This is a genomic window from Pseudomonas sp. FP2338, from assembly GCF_030687515.1.
Classification (GTDB): Bacteria; Pseudomonadota; Gammaproteobacteria; order Pseudomonadales; family Pseudomonadaceae; genus Aquipseudomonas; species Aquipseudomonas salomonii.
Genome location: NZ_CP117436.1, coordinates 4,806,600 through 4,822,463, shown reverse-complemented (window position 1 = coordinate 4,822,463; position 15,864 = coordinate 4,806,600). Strand labels below are relative to the sequence as shown.

General features: G+C 60.3%; 15 protein-coding genes. 12 read left to right on the top strand and 3 right to left on the bottom strand.

Annotated features, from left to right (window positions below; translation table 11 throughout):
• Window position 1: 1 nt before the first annotated feature.
• Window positions 2-1,198, bottom strand: a complete 1,197-nt coding sequence (locus PSH96_RS21745) for an MFS transporter (protein WP_305454977.1) — start codon at window positions 1,196-1,198, stop codon at window positions 2-4.
• 217 nt (window positions 1,199-1,415) lie between these two features.
• On the opposite strand from PSH96_RS21745, the gene PSH96_RS21740 reads away from it, so the two are divergent.
• From PSH96_RS21740 to PSH96_RS21715, 6 genes are all read left to right on the top strand, one after another.
• A complete protein-coding gene (locus tag PSH96_RS21740; RefSeq protein WP_305460134.1) occupies window positions 1,416-1,895 on the top strand; it encodes a GNAT family N-acetyltransferase in 480 nt (159 codons plus the stop codon).
• Between the two features lie 183 nt (window positions 1,896-2,078).
• Window positions 2,079-2,900 (top strand): SDR family oxidoreductase, encoded by an 822-nt coding sequence (locus PSH96_RS21735; RefSeq protein ID WP_058420786.1) that lies wholly within the window; start codon window positions 2,079-2,081, stop codon window positions 2,898-2,900.
• 22 nt (window positions 2,901-2,922) lie between these two features.
• Window positions 2,923-3,903 (top strand): substrate-binding domain-containing protein, encoded by a 981-nt coding sequence (locus tag PSH96_RS21730; RefSeq protein WP_305454975.1) that lies wholly within the window; start codon window positions 2,923-2,925, stop codon window positions 3,901-3,903.
• The gene (gene araG / locus PSH96_RS21725; RefSeq protein WP_305454974.1) at window positions 3,900-5,399 is read left to right on the top strand and encodes an L-arabinose ABC transporter ATP-binding protein AraG; all 1,500 of its coding nucleotides are present in this window, start codon (window positions 3,900-3,902) and stop codon (window positions 5,397-5,399) included. The genes PSH96_RS21730 and araG overlap by 4 nt, the downstream gene beginning before the upstream one ends.
• A 19-nt stretch (window positions 5,400-5,418) precedes the next feature.
• Window positions 5,419-6,384 (top strand): L-arabinose ABC transporter permease AraH, encoded by a 966-nt coding sequence (gene araH, locus PSH96_RS21720; protein WP_305454972.1) that lies wholly within the window; start codon window positions 5,419-5,421, stop codon window positions 6,382-6,384.
• A 186-nt stretch (window positions 6,385-6,570) separates the two neighbouring features.
• Window positions 6,571-7,374, top strand: a complete 804-nt coding sequence (locus PSH96_RS21715) for an IclR family transcriptional regulator (protein ID WP_065929302.1) — start codon at window positions 6,571-6,573, stop codon at window positions 7,372-7,374.
• Here PSH96_RS21715 and PSH96_RS21710 read toward each other — a convergent pair whose 3' ends face one another.
• Window positions 7,375-8,427 (bottom strand): NAD(P)-dependent alcohol dehydrogenase, encoded by a 1,053-nt coding sequence (locus PSH96_RS21710; protein WP_017138342.1) that lies wholly within the window; start codon window positions 8,425-8,427, stop codon window positions 7,375-7,377.
• A 181-nt stretch (window positions 8,428-8,608) separates the two neighbouring features.
• On the opposite strand from PSH96_RS21710, the gene PSH96_RS21705 reads away from it, so the two are divergent.
• A complete protein-coding gene (locus PSH96_RS21705; RefSeq protein WP_305454969.1) occupies window positions 8,609-9,499 on the top strand; it encodes an AraC family transcriptional regulator in 891 nt (296 codons plus the stop codon).
• A gap of 176 nt (window positions 9,500-9,675) precedes the next feature.
• On the opposite strand, the gene PSH96_RS21700 is transcribed toward PSH96_RS21705, so the two are convergent.
• On the bottom strand, window positions 9,676-11,340 hold the full coding sequence (locus PSH96_RS21700) for an electron transfer flavoprotein-ubiquinone oxidoreductase (RefSeq protein ID WP_305454968.1): 1,665 nt from the start codon (window positions 11,338-11,340) through the stop codon (window positions 9,676-9,678).
• 506 nt (window positions 11,341-11,846) lie between these two features.
• Here PSH96_RS21700 and PSH96_RS21695 point away from each other — a divergent pair.
• The 5 genes from PSH96_RS21695 (at window position 11,847) to PSH96_RS21675 (ending at window position 15,604) form a co-directional block, all read left to right on the top strand.
• Window positions 11,847-12,596: an electron transfer flavoprotein subunit beta/FixA family protein gene (locus PSH96_RS21695; RefSeq protein ID WP_017138339.1), complete on the top strand. Its 750-nt coding sequence runs from the start codon at window positions 11,847-11,849 to the stop codon at window positions 12,594-12,596.
• Between the two features lie 2 nt (window positions 12,597-12,598).
• Window positions 12,599-13,528 (top strand): electron transfer flavoprotein subunit alpha/FixB family protein, encoded by a 930-nt coding sequence (locus tag PSH96_RS21690; protein ID WP_305454965.1) that lies wholly within the window; start codon window positions 12,599-12,601, stop codon window positions 13,526-13,528.
• A gap of 82 nt (window positions 13,529-13,610) precedes the next feature.
• Window positions 13,611-14,420 carry an ABC transporter substrate-binding protein gene (locus PSH96_RS21685; protein ID WP_305454963.1) on the top strand — a complete coding sequence of 270 codons (810 nt, stop codon included), beginning with the start codon at window positions 13,611-13,613 and terminating at the stop codon, window positions 14,418-14,420.
• A 9-nt stretch (window positions 14,421-14,429) separates the two neighbouring features.
• Entirely contained in the window at window positions 14,430-14,792 is a 363-nt protein-coding gene (locus PSH96_RS21680; protein ID WP_017138337.1) for a DUF4398 domain-containing protein, read from the top strand.
• On the top strand, window positions 14,789-15,604 hold the full coding sequence (locus PSH96_RS21675; RefSeq protein ID WP_305454961.1) for an OmpA family protein: 816 nt from the start codon (window positions 14,789-14,791) through the stop codon (window positions 15,602-15,604). Before PSH96_RS21680 ends, PSH96_RS21675 begins: the two co-directional genes overlap by 4 nt.
• The last annotated feature ends 260 nt before the right edge of the window (window positions 15,605-15,864 follow it).

The following is a 15,864-nucleotide window of genomic DNA, read 5'->3' as shown; positions in this document are numbered from 1 at the left end:
CTTAACTCACCTGTAAGATTTTGTGTGCCGAGCGCTGGCGCCAGATCAATCGCGCCACCGTGATCAACCAGTTGAACAAGGCCACGCCCAGCACACTTGCCAGCAGCGTCGGCAAGCCGTAATCGACGATGAGCTTGCCCGCCAGCAGTGGAAAGCCGAACACCCCGACAAAGTACGCCAGGCTGAAGAGCAGCAAGGCTTGTGACGTCGTACCGGGCGGCGCCTCATTGGCCACCAGCCCATTGATCACCGAATACGTCAGGCCATAACCCACGCCCAGCGTGGCGGCTGCCAACAGGTAACTGAGGTTGCCACTCACGCCAAACGCAAACAGCGCGATCGAGCCGAGCATGATCCCGGACAGCACGCAGGCGGCCCAGTACGCATCGCGCTTGACTACGTAGCCCGCGATCAATAGCCGGCTGGTAATGGCGGCGCTCAGGAAGCCGCCGAAGAACAGCGAATAGTCCAAGCCATGCGCAGCGGCATAGCTGGTCTGAAACGATGAAAGCCCACCAAACACACAGCCGCCCAAGCCAACCATCAGGATCGCAAACGCGGCTTTGGATGACAGCACGCGGCGGCTCGACGCCCAGGAAATCTTCGAGGCTGGCGCATTCGCGTGGTGTTTGAGGTGGGCGCCCATTCGCCAGAACAGCAGCACGCCGACCAGGCTGGCCACACCGGCAATATAGAAGGCCGCTGTCAGCGGCAGGCCCAGCGCGCCGGCGGCGCGGCCGAGCAAAGGCCCGGCACCGATCCCGCTCAACATACTGCCCGACAGCAGCGCAAAATATTTGGCCCGCTGCGCCGGTTGCACCAGCAGCGTCACGATGATCGGCCCCAAGGTGTAGAACACGCCCCAGCCCAACCCCAGGGACAGACCGAACAGCCTCAACCCCAGGCCAAACCCGGGTGTCAGGGCAAACCCCAGGCACGCCACCACCAGCAATACGCCCATGCCCGCAATGGCGCGCGCCGCACCGACGGCATCGGCCAAGTGCCCACAGAACAGCACCGCCACGAACGTGCTGAGCATCGCCATGGAGATTACGCTGCCGGCGTCGTGTTCATTGCCGCCGCGCGAATGAATCAGCAGCGACAGCAAAAACGTCGAGCCGTAGGACAGTGACAGCAAGAAGCTGGCGAGGCAGAACAGGGCGAACAGTTTGGTATTCACGGCAGCGGTGGAGGGCATAGGGCGACCTTGCAGTTATTGGCATGCAGTTATTGGCATGCAGTTATTAGCATGCAGTTATTAGCGTTATGCCCGACTGTTTACCATGCGCACACGCCGGGTTTGTTCTGTGGTTGGTGGTGCTTGCTTTACGCGTGGCCGGAGTAATCAAATTGCACTGCAATCAGTCATCAAAGCGCCTTAGTATGTGGCCTTTGATATTGCCCAAGGCCCGCCCATGACCATCGAGATTCGCCCTGCCGTGCCCAGCGATGCTGCGCAGATCCTGACCTTCATCACTGAGCTTGCCGAATACGAGAAAGCCCGCCATGAAGTGATCGCCAGCGTGGTGGATATCGAGCGCAGCCTGTTCAGCGAGGGCGCCACCGCCCATGGCCTGATCTGCTCACGGGATGGCCTGCCGATTGGCTTTGCGGTGTTCTTCTTCAGTTACTCCACCTGGCTGGGCAGCAACTGCCTGTACCTCGAAGACCTGTACATCAACCCCGAGCAACGCGGCGGCGGGGCGGGCAAGAAGCTCCTGCGCCACCTGGCCAGGATCGCCTGCGACAACGGTTGCGGGCGTTTCGAGTGGAGCGTGCTGGACTGGAACGAGCCGGCGATTGCCTTCTACAAGTCCATCGGCGCCCAGCCGCAGGAAGAGTGGGTGCGCTATCGCATGGAAGGTCATGCACTGCGCGACTTTGCCCAGGGCTGAAACCCTCTTTCAAAAACACTGAAGGCCCAATGTGGGAGCCAGCTCCCACATAGATCTACTTCCACATTTTTTACGCCTTGTCTCACTATATGGGATGCAAATTTATATATTGAGATATTTCAAAAGATGGGTTTATAGTCGGCGGCATCAGCACTCACTACCAAAAATAAAACAGGTGAAGCGATGCAGCCCCAACCGTTGTCATTACCCGCCGTGCCCGAACCCACCTATGGCGAGCGGCTGAAAAACAAAGTGGTGATCATCACCGGCGCCGCCCAAGGCATAGGCGAGGCGATCGTCGCCTGCTTCCAGGCCCAGCAGGCACGGCTGGTGATTGCGGATATCCAGGCCGAAAAGGTCGAGCACGTCGCCGCCCACTGGCGCGAACGCGGCGCTGAAATCGTTGCGCAGGGCGTCGATATCACCTCCAAAGAGCAATGGCAGGCGCTGGTCAACCTGGCCATCGAGCGCTTTGGGCGCGTAGATGTGTTGATCAACTGCGCGGGCGTCAACGTGTTCCGTGACCCGCTACAGATGACCGACGAAGACTGGCGCCGCTGCTTCGCCATTGACCTCGACGGTGCCTGGTTCGGCTGCCGCACTGTGTTGCCGCACATGATCGAGCAGGGCATCGGCAACATCATCAACATCGCCTCCACCCATTCCAGCCACATTATTCCCGGCTGCTTTCCCTATCCGGTTGCCAAGCATGGCCTGCTCGGCTTGACCCGCGCCCTGGGCATCGAATACGCGCCAAAAGGCATCCGCGTGAATGCCATCGCGCCGGGCTATATCGAAACCCAGCTCAACGTCGATTACTGGAACGGTTTCCCTGACCCGCATGCCGAGCGCCAGCGCGCCTTCGATTTGCACCCGCCCAAGCGCATCGGCCAACCGGTCGAGGTGGCGATGACGGCGCTGTTCCTGGCCACCGACGAGGCGCCCTTTATCAACGCAACCTGCCTGATGATCGATGGCGGGCGTTCCGTGATGTACCACGACTAACAACAATCAAGAGAGGTGGTTCATGTTCAAGAAGACGTTAGGCGCCGTGGCGCTGGCGGTAGCCTTCAGCGGTTTTGCAGCGGCCGAAGAAGTGAAGATCGGCTTCCTCGTCAAGCAGGCCGAAGAGCCCTGGTTCCAGACCGAATGGGCCTTTGCCGAAAAGGCCGGTAAGGACCAGGGCTTCACCGTGATCAAGATCGCCGTGCCCGACGGCGAGAAAACCTTGTCCGCCATCGACACCCTCGCCGCCAACGGCGCCAAGGGGTTTGTGATCTGCCCGCCGGACGTGTCCCTCGGCCCTGCGATCATGGCCAAGGCCAAGCTCAACGGCTTGAAAGTGCTGGCGGTGGATGACCGGTTTGTCGATGCCAAGGGCAAGCCTATGGAAGACGTGCCTTATGTGGGCCTTGATGCCTACAAGATCGGCCAGAAACAAGGCGAGGCCATGGCCGCCGAAGCCAAGCATCGCAACTGGGACTGGAAGGACACCTACGCCGTCATCAACACCTTTGACGAACTGGAGACCGGCAAGAAACGCACCGACGGTTCGGTCGAAGGCCTCAAGGCTGCCGGCTTGCCCGCTGACCACATCCTGTTCAGCGCACAGAAAACCCTCGACGTGCCAGGCAGCATGGACGCCACCAACTCGGCGCTGGTAAAGCTGCCGGGCACCGCGAAAAACCTGATCATTGGCGGCATGAACGACAGCACCGTGCTGGGCGGCGTGCGCGCCACCGAAAGCGCCGGCTTCAAGGCGGCCAATGTGATTGGCGTCGGCATCAACGGCACTGATGCGATTGAAGAGTTGAAGAAAACCGACACCGGCTTCTACGGCTCAATGCTGCTCAGCCCCGATGCATCCGGCTACAAAACCGCCACGGCAATGTTTGAGTGGGTTACCAAAGGCACCGAGCCTGCCAAGTTCACCGCCCTGGATAACGTAACCCTGATCACCCGCGCCAACTTCAAGGAAGAGTTGAGCAAAATCGGACTGTGGAAATGACCGGCGCGGCGTTGCGTTTCAACGGCATCGGCAAGGAGTTTCCCGGGGTCAAGGCGCTGGCGCAGATCAGCTTTGAAGCGCGGCCGCACTCGGTGCACGCGCTGATGGGTGAGAACGGCGCGGGCAAGTCCACGCTGCTCAAGATTCTCGGCGGTGCCTACACGCCCAGCAGCGGCACGGTGCAGATCGGCGAGCAGGTCATGGCATTCAAGAACGCTGCCGACAGCATCGCCAACGGCGTGGCGGTGATTCACCAGGAGCTGCATCTGGTGCCGGAAATGACCGTGGCCGAGAACCTGTTTCTCGGGCATTTGCCGTCACGTTTCGGCGTGGTCAACGGCGGCCAGCTGCGCAAGCAGGCGTTGGCGTGCCTTAAAGGCCTGGCCGATGAAATCGATCCCCAAGAGAAGCTCGGGCGCTTGTCGCTGGGCCAGCGTCAACTGGTGGAAATCGCCAAGGCGTTGTCCCGTGGTGCCCATGTGATTGCTTTTGACGAGCCCACCAGCAGCTTGTCGGCGCGGGAAATCGACCGCTTGATGGCGATCATCACCCGCCTGCGCGATGAGGGCAAAGTGGTGCTGTATGTGTCGCACCGCATGGAAGAAGTGTTCCGTATTTGCGATGCGGTGACGGTGTTCAAGGACGGCCGTTATGTGCGCACTTTTGACGACATGGCCACACTGACTCACGACCAGCTGGTGACCTGCATGGTCGGGCGCGATATTCAGGATATCTATGACTATCGCCCGCGTGAGCGCGGGGAGGTGGCACTCACGGTCAAGGGGTTGCTTGGGCCTGGCTTGCGCGAAGCGGTCAGCCTGCAGGCGCACAAGGGCGAGATTCTCGGCCTTTTCGGGTTGGTGGGCGCCGGGCGTACCGAGCTGTTTCGTTTGCTCAGTGGCCTGGAACGCGCAACGGCCGGGCAGTTGGAATTGTTTGGGCAAGCCCTGCAACTGCATTCACCACGCGATGCCATCGCCGCCGGCGTACTGCTGTGCCCGGAGGACCGCAAAAAGGAAGGCATCATCCCGCTGTCCAGCGTGGCCGAGAACATCAACATCAGTGCGCGTGGCGCGCATTCCACCTTTGGCTGGCTGTTGCGTGAAGGCTGGGAGAAGGGCAATGCCGACAAGCAAATCACGGCCATGAAAGTCAAAACGCCGAACGCCGAGCAGAAAATCATGTACCTGTCCGGCGGCAATCAACAGAAGGCCATTCTTGGCCGCTGGCTGTCGATGCCAATGAAAGTGTTGCTGCTGGATGAGCCCACACGCGGCATCGACATCGGCGCCAAGTCGGAGATCTACCAGATCATCCATAACCTCGCAGCCAGCGGCATTGCGGTGATTGTGGTGTCGAGCGACCTGATGGAAGTGATGGGCATCTCTGATCGCATCCTGGTGATGAGTGAAGGCGCGCTGACTGGCGAGTTGACCCGCGACCAGGCGGATGAAGCGAAGCTGTTGCAACTGGCTCTCCCGCGTTCGCGGGCTTGAAGAATTCGAGGGTATAGGTATGTCACAGGTAAAAACTGCAAAGGGCTTTTGGCCGGGCTTCAACCAACGCAAATTTCTCGATGACTGGGTGATGCTGCTCGCCGCGTTGAGCATCTTTGTGCTCAGCGCGTTGTTTATCGACAACTTCCTCTCGCCGCTGAACATGCGCGGCCTGGGCCTGGCGATTTCGACGGTGGGCATTGCGGCGTGCACCATGCTGTTCTGCCTGGCCTCGGGGCACTTCGACTTGTCGGTGGGTTCGGTGATTGCCTGTGCCGGCGTGGTCGCGGGGATTGTGATCCGCGACACCGACAGCGTGGTGCTCGGCGTGTCGGCGGCCTTGGCCATGGGCCTGGTGGTGGGGCTGATCAACGGCATCGTCATCGCCAAGTTGCGCATCAACGCCTTGATCACCACCTTGGCGACCATGCAGATCGTGCGCGGGCTGGCCTATATCTTCTCCAACGGCAAAGCTGTCGGTGTGATGGACGAACGCTTCTTCGTGTTCGGCAACGGCCAACTGATGGGCGTGCCGGTGCCGATCATCATCACCGTGTTGTGCTTTGTATTCTTCGGCTCGCTGCTCAACTACACCACCTATGGGCGTAACACCATGGCCATCGGCGGCAACCAGGAAGCGGCGTTGCTGGCCGGGGTGAATGTCGACCGCACCAAGATCATCATCTTTGCCGTGCACGGCTTGATCGGCGCACTGGCCGGAGTGATCCTCGCCTCACGCATGACCTCGGGCCAACCGATGATCGGCCAGGGCTTTGAGCTGACGGTGATCTCGGCGTGTGTACTGGGCGGTGTGTCGTTGAGTGGTGGTATCGGCATGATCCGTCATGTGATTGCCGGGGTGTTGATTCTGGCCATCATCGAGAACGCGATGAACCTGAAGAACATCGACACCTTTTACCAGTATGTGATTCGGGGTTCGATCCTGCTCTTGGCGGTCATCATCGACCGCATGAAGCAACGCTGAAACCCAGCCTTATGAGGGGCAAAATGTGGGAGCTGGCTTGCCTGCGATGGCGGTGCATCAGTCTACAAATAATTAGCTGACCCACCGCTATCGCAGGCAAGCCAGCTCCCACAATGGATCTCCTCTGTTCAGCAGGGCTGCATTTGCCATAATGGCGCCGTTTTCGTACTTCCCAATAGGCCCGATATGCAGGAAAACGCCCACAACCCCGTCAAAGACGCCGCCCCCACCGGCACCCAGACCCTGCTGCGTGGCCTGGGCGTGGTGCAAGCGGTGGCGGCGGGTGCGCGCGACTTGAAAGAGATCGCCAAGCGCATCGGCACCACCCGCAGCACCACCCACCGCCTGGCCAGCTGCCTGGTGGAGGAGCGTTACCTGCGTGTGGTGCCGCAAGTGGGTTATCTGCTCGGGCCGAAGCTGATCGAACTGGGTTTTCAGGCCCGCGACGAGTTGCCATTGGTGACCCTGGCGGTGCCGTATTTGGATGAGCTGTCGGCATTGACCGGCGACACCATCCACTTGGCGATTCGTGAATACGACGACGTGCTCTACCTGCACAAGAACCCCGGCCGCTACGGCCCGGAAATGCGCTCGCGAGTCGGCCATCGCATGCCGTTGGCGCGCACGGGTGTGGGCAAGGCAATGTTGCTGGATGACTCTGTGCAGGAGTGGCAGCGCCTGTATGAAGCCAGCCTGCCCGCGGAGGGCAAGAGCCAGCAATGGCCGTCGCACCCGGAGCAATCCTGGGCGCAGTTCGAGCAGCGCATGCGCGAATACGTGGTGGGCGGGTATGCGTTCGACCTGGAAGACAACGAACCGTCGATCCGTTGTGTGGCGGCACCGGTGCGCGATGCCAGCCGGCGAATCGTCGCCGGCATCAGCATCGCCAGTACCGTGCCCTACATGCCGCTGGAAAAGATGGCCGAGCTGATTCCTGTGATCAAACAGGTCGCAGCGCGGCTGTCAGCGGAGTTGGGCGCGAAGGCCTGATCAGGCCTTCAAGGTCGCCATGTCGATGACAAAGCGATACTTCACATCACCGGCGATCATGCGGGTGTAAGCCTCGTTGATCTGGCGGATATCGAGCATCTCGATGTCGCAGGTGATGTTGTGCTCGGCGCAGAAATCCAGCACTTCCTGGGTTTCTGCAATGCCGCCGATCAAGGAGCCGGCCAGCACTTTACGGCCCAGCACCAGCTTGGCGGCATTCACCGGCGGGTCGACCGGCTCGATCAAACCGACCAGGATATGCACGCCGTCAAAGCGCAGCACGTCGAGGTAGGGGTTCAGGTCGTGCTGCACCGGAATGGTGTCCAGCAGGAAATCAAAGCTGCCAGCGGCGGCTTTCATTTGCTCGGCATCGGTGGACACGATCACGTGGTCGGCGCCTTGGCGACGGCCTTCTTCAGCCTTGCTTGCGGAGCGGGTGAACAGCGTAACTTCTGCGCCCATGGCCTTGGCGAACTTGATGCCCATGTGGCCCAGGCCGCCCATGCCCAGCACGCCGACTTTGTCGCCCGCCTTGACGCCGTAGTGCTTGAGCGGCGAGTAGGTGGTGATGCCTGCGCACAGAATCGGCGCGGCGCTGGCCAGGTCGAGCTTGGCCGGGATCTTCACCACAAAGTGCTCGCTGACCACGATGCTGTCGGAGTAGCCGCCCATGGTGTTGCTGCCATCTACCCGGTCCGGGGTGGCGTAGGTCATGGTCGGTCCTTCGAGGCAGTATTGCTCAAGGTCCGCATGGCAGGCGTCGCAGTGGCGGCACGAGTCAACCATGCAGCCCACGCCCACCAGATCGCCGACTTTGTGCGCGGTCACGCTGGCGCCGACGGCAGTGACTTTGCCGACGATCTCGTGGCCCGGCATCAGCGGGTACACGGCAATGCCCCATTCGTTGCGAGCCTGGTGGATGTCGGAGTGGCAGACGCCGCAGTAAAGGATCTCGATGGCCACGTCATCGGCGCGCGGGCTGCGACGTTCGAAGGACATGGGGGCGAGGGGAGTGGTAGCCGACTGGGCGGCATAACCGATGGCGGTATACATGAAGAAACCTCGCAAAAGGAATGACTAGGGAGGCGGCGCATTCTCCGCGCCCGGCCTGGCTGCGGCTATGGCGATTGCTCCGAACCTCATGCCTATTCGTCCGGGAGTGCCCTGAGTTTGGATTTATGTGCCTTCAGACCTGCGATGATGTTCTCATCCCTTTTTCGCGAAGTTTTTTGCCATGTTGTTGACCCGCCATCTCGACGCCAACGCCACGCTGGTGGCCTTGATAAAAGGGCTTACGCCCCGCGACGGTTTTTCCCCGACGAACCTTCCGGGCGTGCAGGTATTGCGCGCCAGTTGCGACGTGGCGCGCGGGCCACAGATTTATGAGCCGAGCCTGATGATCGTCGCCCAGGGCAGCAAAGTCGCCTATCTGGGCCCGCGTACGCTGGAGTATGGCGCGGGGCACTACCTGATCCAGGCGATGCCGGTGCCCTTTGAGTGCGAGACCTTTGCCCTGCCGAATGCGCCGCTGTATGGCGTCACGGTCGGCATTGACCGCGTGGTGCTGGGCGAGTTGGTCATGGCCATGGGCATCCAGGCGGGGCCGCCGCCGACGGCGCAGACCCTGGAGTCGATGAGCTCGGTGGTGCTCGATGATGCGATGCGCGGGTGCGTCGAGCGGCTGTTGAAATGCCTGCACGATCCGCTGGAGAGCCGGATCATGGGCCCGGCACGGGTGCGTGAGTTGTTGTTCACGGCGCTGCGCGGGCCGCAGGCGGATGTGTTGCGCGCCCTGGTGGAGCAGCAGGGGCAGTTTTCGCGAATCGCCACGTCGTTGAATCACCTGCATGCCCATTACGCCGAGCCGTTGAATATCGAGACCCTGGCGGGGTATGCGCACATGAGTGCGTCGACGTTTCATGAGCATTTCAAACGCTGCACGCTGTTGTCGCCGGTGCAGTACCTGAAGCGTTTGCGCTTGCTCAAGGCTCAGCAATTGTTATTGGTAGAAGGCATGGGCGTGGCGCAGGCGGCGCACAGCGTGGGGTATCAGAGTACGTCGCAGTTCAGTCGCGAATATAAGCGCTACTTTGAGCGCAGCCCTGGTGAAGAGCGGGCGGCATAGTTCAGGCAACACACTCTCTAAATGTGGGAGCTGGCTTGCCTGCGATGGCGCAGTATCAGTCAACCAATCTTTAGCTGACCCACCGCAATCGCAGGCAAGCCAGCTCCCACATTGGATCTGTGCCGGCCATAAAAAAGGCTCCCGCTTGGGAGCCTTTTTTGTTCAAGCCAACTGCCTTACATATTCGGGTAAGTCGGCCCACCCGCGCCTTCCGGCGTCACCCACGTGATGTTCTGCGAAGGGTCCTTGATGTCACAGGTCTTGCAGTGCACGCAGTTCTGGGCGTTGATCTGGAAGCGCTTCTCGCCGTCTTCCTTGGTGATCACTTCATACACGCCGGCCGGGCAGTAGCGCTGCGCCGGTTCATCGTAGAGCGGCAGGTTGGTGCCGATCGGGATGCTCGGGTCTTTTAGCTTCAAGTGGCACGGCTGCTCTTCTTCGTGATTGGTACCGGAGATGAACACCGAGCTCAGCTTGTCGAAGCTCAGCTTGCCGTCGGGTTTGGGGTAGTCGATCTTCTTGCTGTCCTTGGCGAGCTTCAGGCAGGCGTAGTCCGGCTTGGTGTCGTGCAAGGTGAACGGCATTTTACCGCCGAGGATGTTCTGGTCGAACCAGTTGAAGCCGGCGCCGATGATCGGGCCGAACTTGTGCATCGCCGGGCCGAAGTTGCGGCTGGCGAACAGCTCTTCATAGAGCCAACTGGACTTGAAGCTGTCGACGTAAGCGGTCAGTTCGTCACCGCCTTCGGATTCGGCGAACAGACGGTCGGCCACGGCGTCGGCGGCGAGCATGCCGGACTTCATCGCGGTGTGGCTGCCTTTGATCTTGGCGAAGTTCAGGGTGCCCAGATCGCAACCGATCAGTGCGCCGCCCTTGAAGACCATCTTCGGCAGCGAGTTCAGGCCGCCTTTGCAGATGGCACGCGCGCCGTAGCTGATGCGCTTGCCGCCTTCCAGGTACTGGGCCAGCACCGGGTGGTGCTTGAGGCGCTGAAACTCATCGAACGGCGACAGGAAAGTGTTGCTGTAGGACAGGTCGACGATCAGGCCGACGACCACCTGGTTGTTTTCCAGGTGATAGAGGAACGAGCCGCCGGTGTTCTCGGCGCTCATGATGTCCAGCGGCCAACCGGCGGTGTGTACCACCAGGCCTGGCTGGTGCTTGGCCGGGTCAATTTCCCAGATTTCCTTGAGGCCGATGCCGTAGTGCTGGGCGTCGGCGTCGCTGTCCAGGTTGAAGCGCTGGATCAGTTGCTTGCCGATGTGGCCACGGCAACCTTCGGCGAACAGCGTGTATTTGCCACGCAGCTCCATGCCTGGGGTGTAGACGCCTTCTTTCGGATGGCCTTCGCGGTCGACGCCGAGGTCACCGGTGATGATCCCGCGCACCACGCCGTTCTCGTCGAACAGCGCTTCCTGGGCGGCGAAGCCTGGGTAGACTTCCACGCCCAGGTTCTCGGCCTGCTGGGCCAGCCAGCGGCACAGGTTGCCCAGGGAGATGATGTAGTTGCCTTCGTTGTGCATGGTCTTGGGCACAAAGAAGTCAGGCACCTTGGTGGAGGCGTCGGGGCTGCGCAGTACATAGATGTCATCGCGCACTACCGGGGTATTGAGCGGGGCGCCGAGTGCTTTCCAGTCCGGGAACAGTTCGTTCAGGGCGCGTGGTTCAAACACGGCACCGGAGAGGATGTGGGCGCCGACTTCGGAGCCTTTCTCGACCACGCAGACGCTGATTTCTTTACCGGCTTCGGCGGCCTTCTGCTTCAGTCGGCAGGCGGCAGACAGGCCTGCCGGGCCAGCGCCGACGATGACCACGTCGAATTCCATGTATTCGCGTTCCACAGGCTATCTCCTACTCAAGGCTCAACAGGCTTTTTTTTCTAATGGGTGGAGGTTCGGTGTCGTCTTGCAACTACGGCAAGACCCACCTTTCTCTCTAGGTGGCGCATTATATCTACACCACTGGCAGCGTCCAATACAAACGTTTGTTTGAATTGCTTGCAGGCTAGGTAAATCAAAGCAACGCGGCTTATGACTGGCTATTTTGGCGTATTGACCAGAATAGGCGTTCCGGTCAATATACGGTCGGTTTTGCGCTTACCGTAGGCAGACAGCAGGTTTCAAGAGCACGTCCAAAAGCACGACAGGTGACGCGCGCCCAAACGATGGCGCGCAGTTTACACGCTGCGATAAAGAATGACCTCTCAGTCACCCCTGACGAACGGTCATCATTTCCCATCGCTGAGTCACTCGCCGAAGTTTTTGGAGGTGCCCTTGTGTGCCGATGAGCATCAACCGCCAGGTTCGCCTAGGCGACTTTCTTTTCACCGGAGAGTAACGAGGAATCCATGAAGGTTCTTGTAGCTGTCAAACGCGTTGTCGATTACAACGTGAAAGTTCGCGTCAAGGCGGACAATTCCGGCGTCGACCTTGCTAACGTCAAAATGTCGATGAACCCTTTCTGCGAAATCGCTGTGGAAGAAGCTGTACGCCTGAAAGAGAAAGGCGTGGCGACTGAAATCGTGGTGGTTTCCATCGGCCCGACCACTGCTCAAGAGCAGCTGCGTACCGCCCTGGCCCTGGGCGCTGACCGCGCCATCCTGGTTGAGTCGGCTGAAGACCTGACCTCCCTGGCCGTGGCCAAGTTGCTCAAGGCCGTTGTCGACAAGGAACAGCCTCAGCTGGTGATCCTCGGCAAACAAGCCATCGACAGCGACAACAACCAGACTGGCCAGATGCTGGCTGCGCTGACCGGTTACGGCCAGGGTACGTTCGCTTCCAAAGTCGAAGTGAGCGGCGACAGCGTCGCTGTGACCCGTGAAATCGACGGCGGCGCACAGACCGTTTCGTTGAAACTGCCGGCTATCGTCACCACCGACCTGCGTTTGAACGAGCCGCGCTACGCGTCTCTGCCAAACATCATGAAAGCCAAGAAGAAGCCGCTTGAGTCGGTGACTCCAGAAGCTTTGGGCGTTTCCACCGCCTCTACCAACAAGACCGTCAAGGTTGAAGCACCGGCTGCACGCAGCGCGGGCATCAAGGTCAAGTCGGTGGCTGAATTGGTCGAGAAACTGAAAAACGAAGCGAAGGTGATCTGATCATGGCTATCCTCGTAATCGCCGAACACGACAACAAGGTGCTGGCTCCGGCTACCCTGAACACTGTTGCTGCCGCTGCCAAAATCGGCGGCGACATCCACGTACTGGTAGCTGGCCAGGGCGCTGGCGCCGTGGCTGAAGCCGCTGCGAAAATCGCGGGCGTGAGCAAAGTCCTGAACGCTGACAATGCTGCTTACGCGCATCAGCTGCCGGAAAACGTTGCTCCGCTGGTAGCTGAGCTGGGCACTGGCTACAGCCACATCCTGGCCGCCGCCACTTCCAACGGCAAAAACATCCTGCCACGCGTTGCCGCGCAGCTGGACGTTGACCAGATCTCCGAGATCATCTCGGTAGAAAGCGCTGACACCTTCAAGCGCCCGATCTACGCCGGTAACGCCATTGCCACCGTACAGTCCAACGCTTCGGTAAAAGTCATCACCGTGCGTGCCACCGGTTTCGACCCGGTTGCCGCTGAAGGTGGTTCGGCTGCCGTTGAAGCCGTCTCCGCTGCCCACGACGCTGGCACTTCCAGCTTTGTTGGCGAAGAGCTGGCCAAGTCGGATCGCCCTGAGTTGACCGCTGCCAAAATCGTCGTTTCCGGCGGTCGTGGCATGCAGAACGGTGACAACTTCAAGCACCTGTACGCCCTGGCCGACAAGCTGGGCGCTGCGGTCGGCGCTTCCCGCGCGGCCGTCGACGCAGGTTTCGTACCCAACGACATGCAGGTCGGCCAGACCGGCAAAATCGTTGCGCCACAGCTGTACATCGCCGTCGGTATCTCCGGTGCGATCCAGCACTTGGCCGGTATGAAAGACTCCAAAGTGATCGTTGCGATCAACAAGGACGAAGAAGCGCCAATCTTCCAGGTGGCTGATTACGGCCTGGTGGCAGACTTGTTCGAAGCCGTACCCGAGTTGGAGAAGCTGGTCTAATCCAGCCGCTTCACTTATAAAGAGCCCGGTCTTGTGACCGGGTTTTTTTTGCCCGGCTTTTTTGAATATCGGAGAAAGCGCCATGGATCTGCGTCCCGTATTGCTGGTTTTGTCGCTATTGCCCGGCCTTGCGTTAGCCGCCGGCAAGTGTGATCGCCTGGTGATCACCGGCAGCCCGGACGCGCCGCCTTTGCTGTGGCGCGACCCTCAAGACCCAACGCACCTGATCGGCGCCACTGCCGATGTACTGCAACAAGTCGGCAAGGACCTGGGCGTTAAAATCGACCTGCTCTACGGCGGCAAACGTTCACTGGCCCTGGATGAAGTGCGCAGTGGGCGCATGGACATTCTCGCCGATGCGCCGCTGAACCTCGGCGAGCTGGAAACCCTCGATTACATCCACCCGGCGTTGGTGCAGATCGACTACCTGGTGTGGACGCGCAAGGATTCGCCGCTGGTCTACACCAGGGCTGAAGACTTGCACGGGCATAAAGGCGCGGTCTCCGAGCGTGCGCGCTTGAGCGCTGGTTTCGACACCTTCGCCGGCCAGCAGCTGAGCCTGCAGCGTCTGCCCAGCTTGACTCCGGCGTTCCAAAAACTGCTGTTGGGTGAAGTCGACTACGTGCTGGCCGGGCGTTACTCGGGCATGGCCATGGCCCAGACGCTGGGCATGAGCAACGACCTGGTCGCCCGCGAAATACCCGTCGACCAGCCCGGCCTGTACCTGGCGATTTCCCACAACTCCGCCTGCAACGATCCGTGGCTGCGCGGACAGCTGGCGAAAAAGATGACAGAATTGCCCGCGTCCGGTGTCGCGCAAGCCGCCTTGCAGCGCAACCTCGAACGCTGGAAAGCGCAATTGCAGCAATCCGTCGGCACCCCAGCAAAGTAAGGATTTTCAGTGACTCTTCGACCTCTTTTCGCGGCCCTCGCCGTTGTCGCTCTGGCGGGATGTGCAGCTGATCCTGCGCCGAATGAACAAATACGCCTCACCCAGCAGGCCTTGGAACAGGCCAATGCCGTGGGTGCCAGCACCGATGAATCGCCTGAACTGAAACTGGCTGAAGACAAGTTCGCCAAAGCGCGGGCCGACATGGCCGACCAATCTTATAAGGATGCGCGCATGCAGGCCGAACAGGCCGAGCTGGACGCGCGCCTGGCTGAAGCGCGGGTATTGACGCGCAAAAGCCAGGAACAGTTGAACGTGCTCAACACCCGCATCGCCCGACTGCGCAAACAATTGCAGCTGGGAGAAGCCCAATGAGCCCGCTGATCCGTGGTTTGAGCTGTGTGTTGCTGCTGGCTAGCGCGGCGTTGGGCGGTTGCGCCAGCCATCCCAACAGCGAGCAAGCGCTGCAACAGGCCGGCAACGACTTCCAGAAGGTCAAGGAAGACGCGAATGTGCTGCGCTTTGCGCCCAAGGACGTGATTCGTGCCGGTGAGTCCCTGGCCCGCGCCGATCGCTTGTCCAGCTACTGGGGCAGCGGCCCCGACGTGGTGCATTACGCCTACCTGAGCCAGCGCTACAGTGAGATCGCCCGCGAACACACCGAGCAGGGGCTCAACGCCGAGCGCGGTACCAAGCTCGAACTGGAACGCCAGCGCCTGCAATTGGCCCTGCGTGAGAGCAAGTTGGCCAGCGTGCAGCAGCAAGGCAAGTGGCTCGAAGAGCAAATCGCCAGCCTCACCACCACCCAGACCAATCGCGGCCTGGTCATGACGTTGGGCGATGTGTTGTTCGACACCGGTGACGCCGAGCTGCAAAACTCCGCCAACCGCACCGTGCTCAAGATCGTGCAGTTCCTGCAGTTGAACCCCAAGCGCGTGGTGCGCATCGAGGGTTATACCGACAACACCGGTGGCGAGCAGGAAAACCTCAAGCTGTCCCGCGACCGTGCGCAATCGGTGGCTGATGTGCTGATGGACCTGGGGATTGATGAAAAACGCATCCAGGTCGAGGGCTACGGTGACCAGTACCCGGTAGAGGCCAACGCCTCAGAGCGCGGCCGCGCGCAGAACCGTCGGGTGGAAATTGTGTTCTCCGACGAAAAAGGCCAACTGGGCGCCGCTCGCTAATAACGCCTGACGCAGATCAGTGTGGGAGCTGGCTTGCCTGCGATGCAGGCGCCTCGGTGTTACAGACAAACCGAGGCGATGCTATCGCAGGCAAGCCAGCTCCCACAGGTTGTCTGTACACCCAGAACCGATCATTGATCGGTTTTTTTATGCACCGTAACCTTACAGTTTTCTCTATCACTGCCGCCCGCGCTCGACTATTGTGGCAACTGTCCCCGTACACTTCTAAACTGTGCCGGTATGTTTCACACAAAAATAAA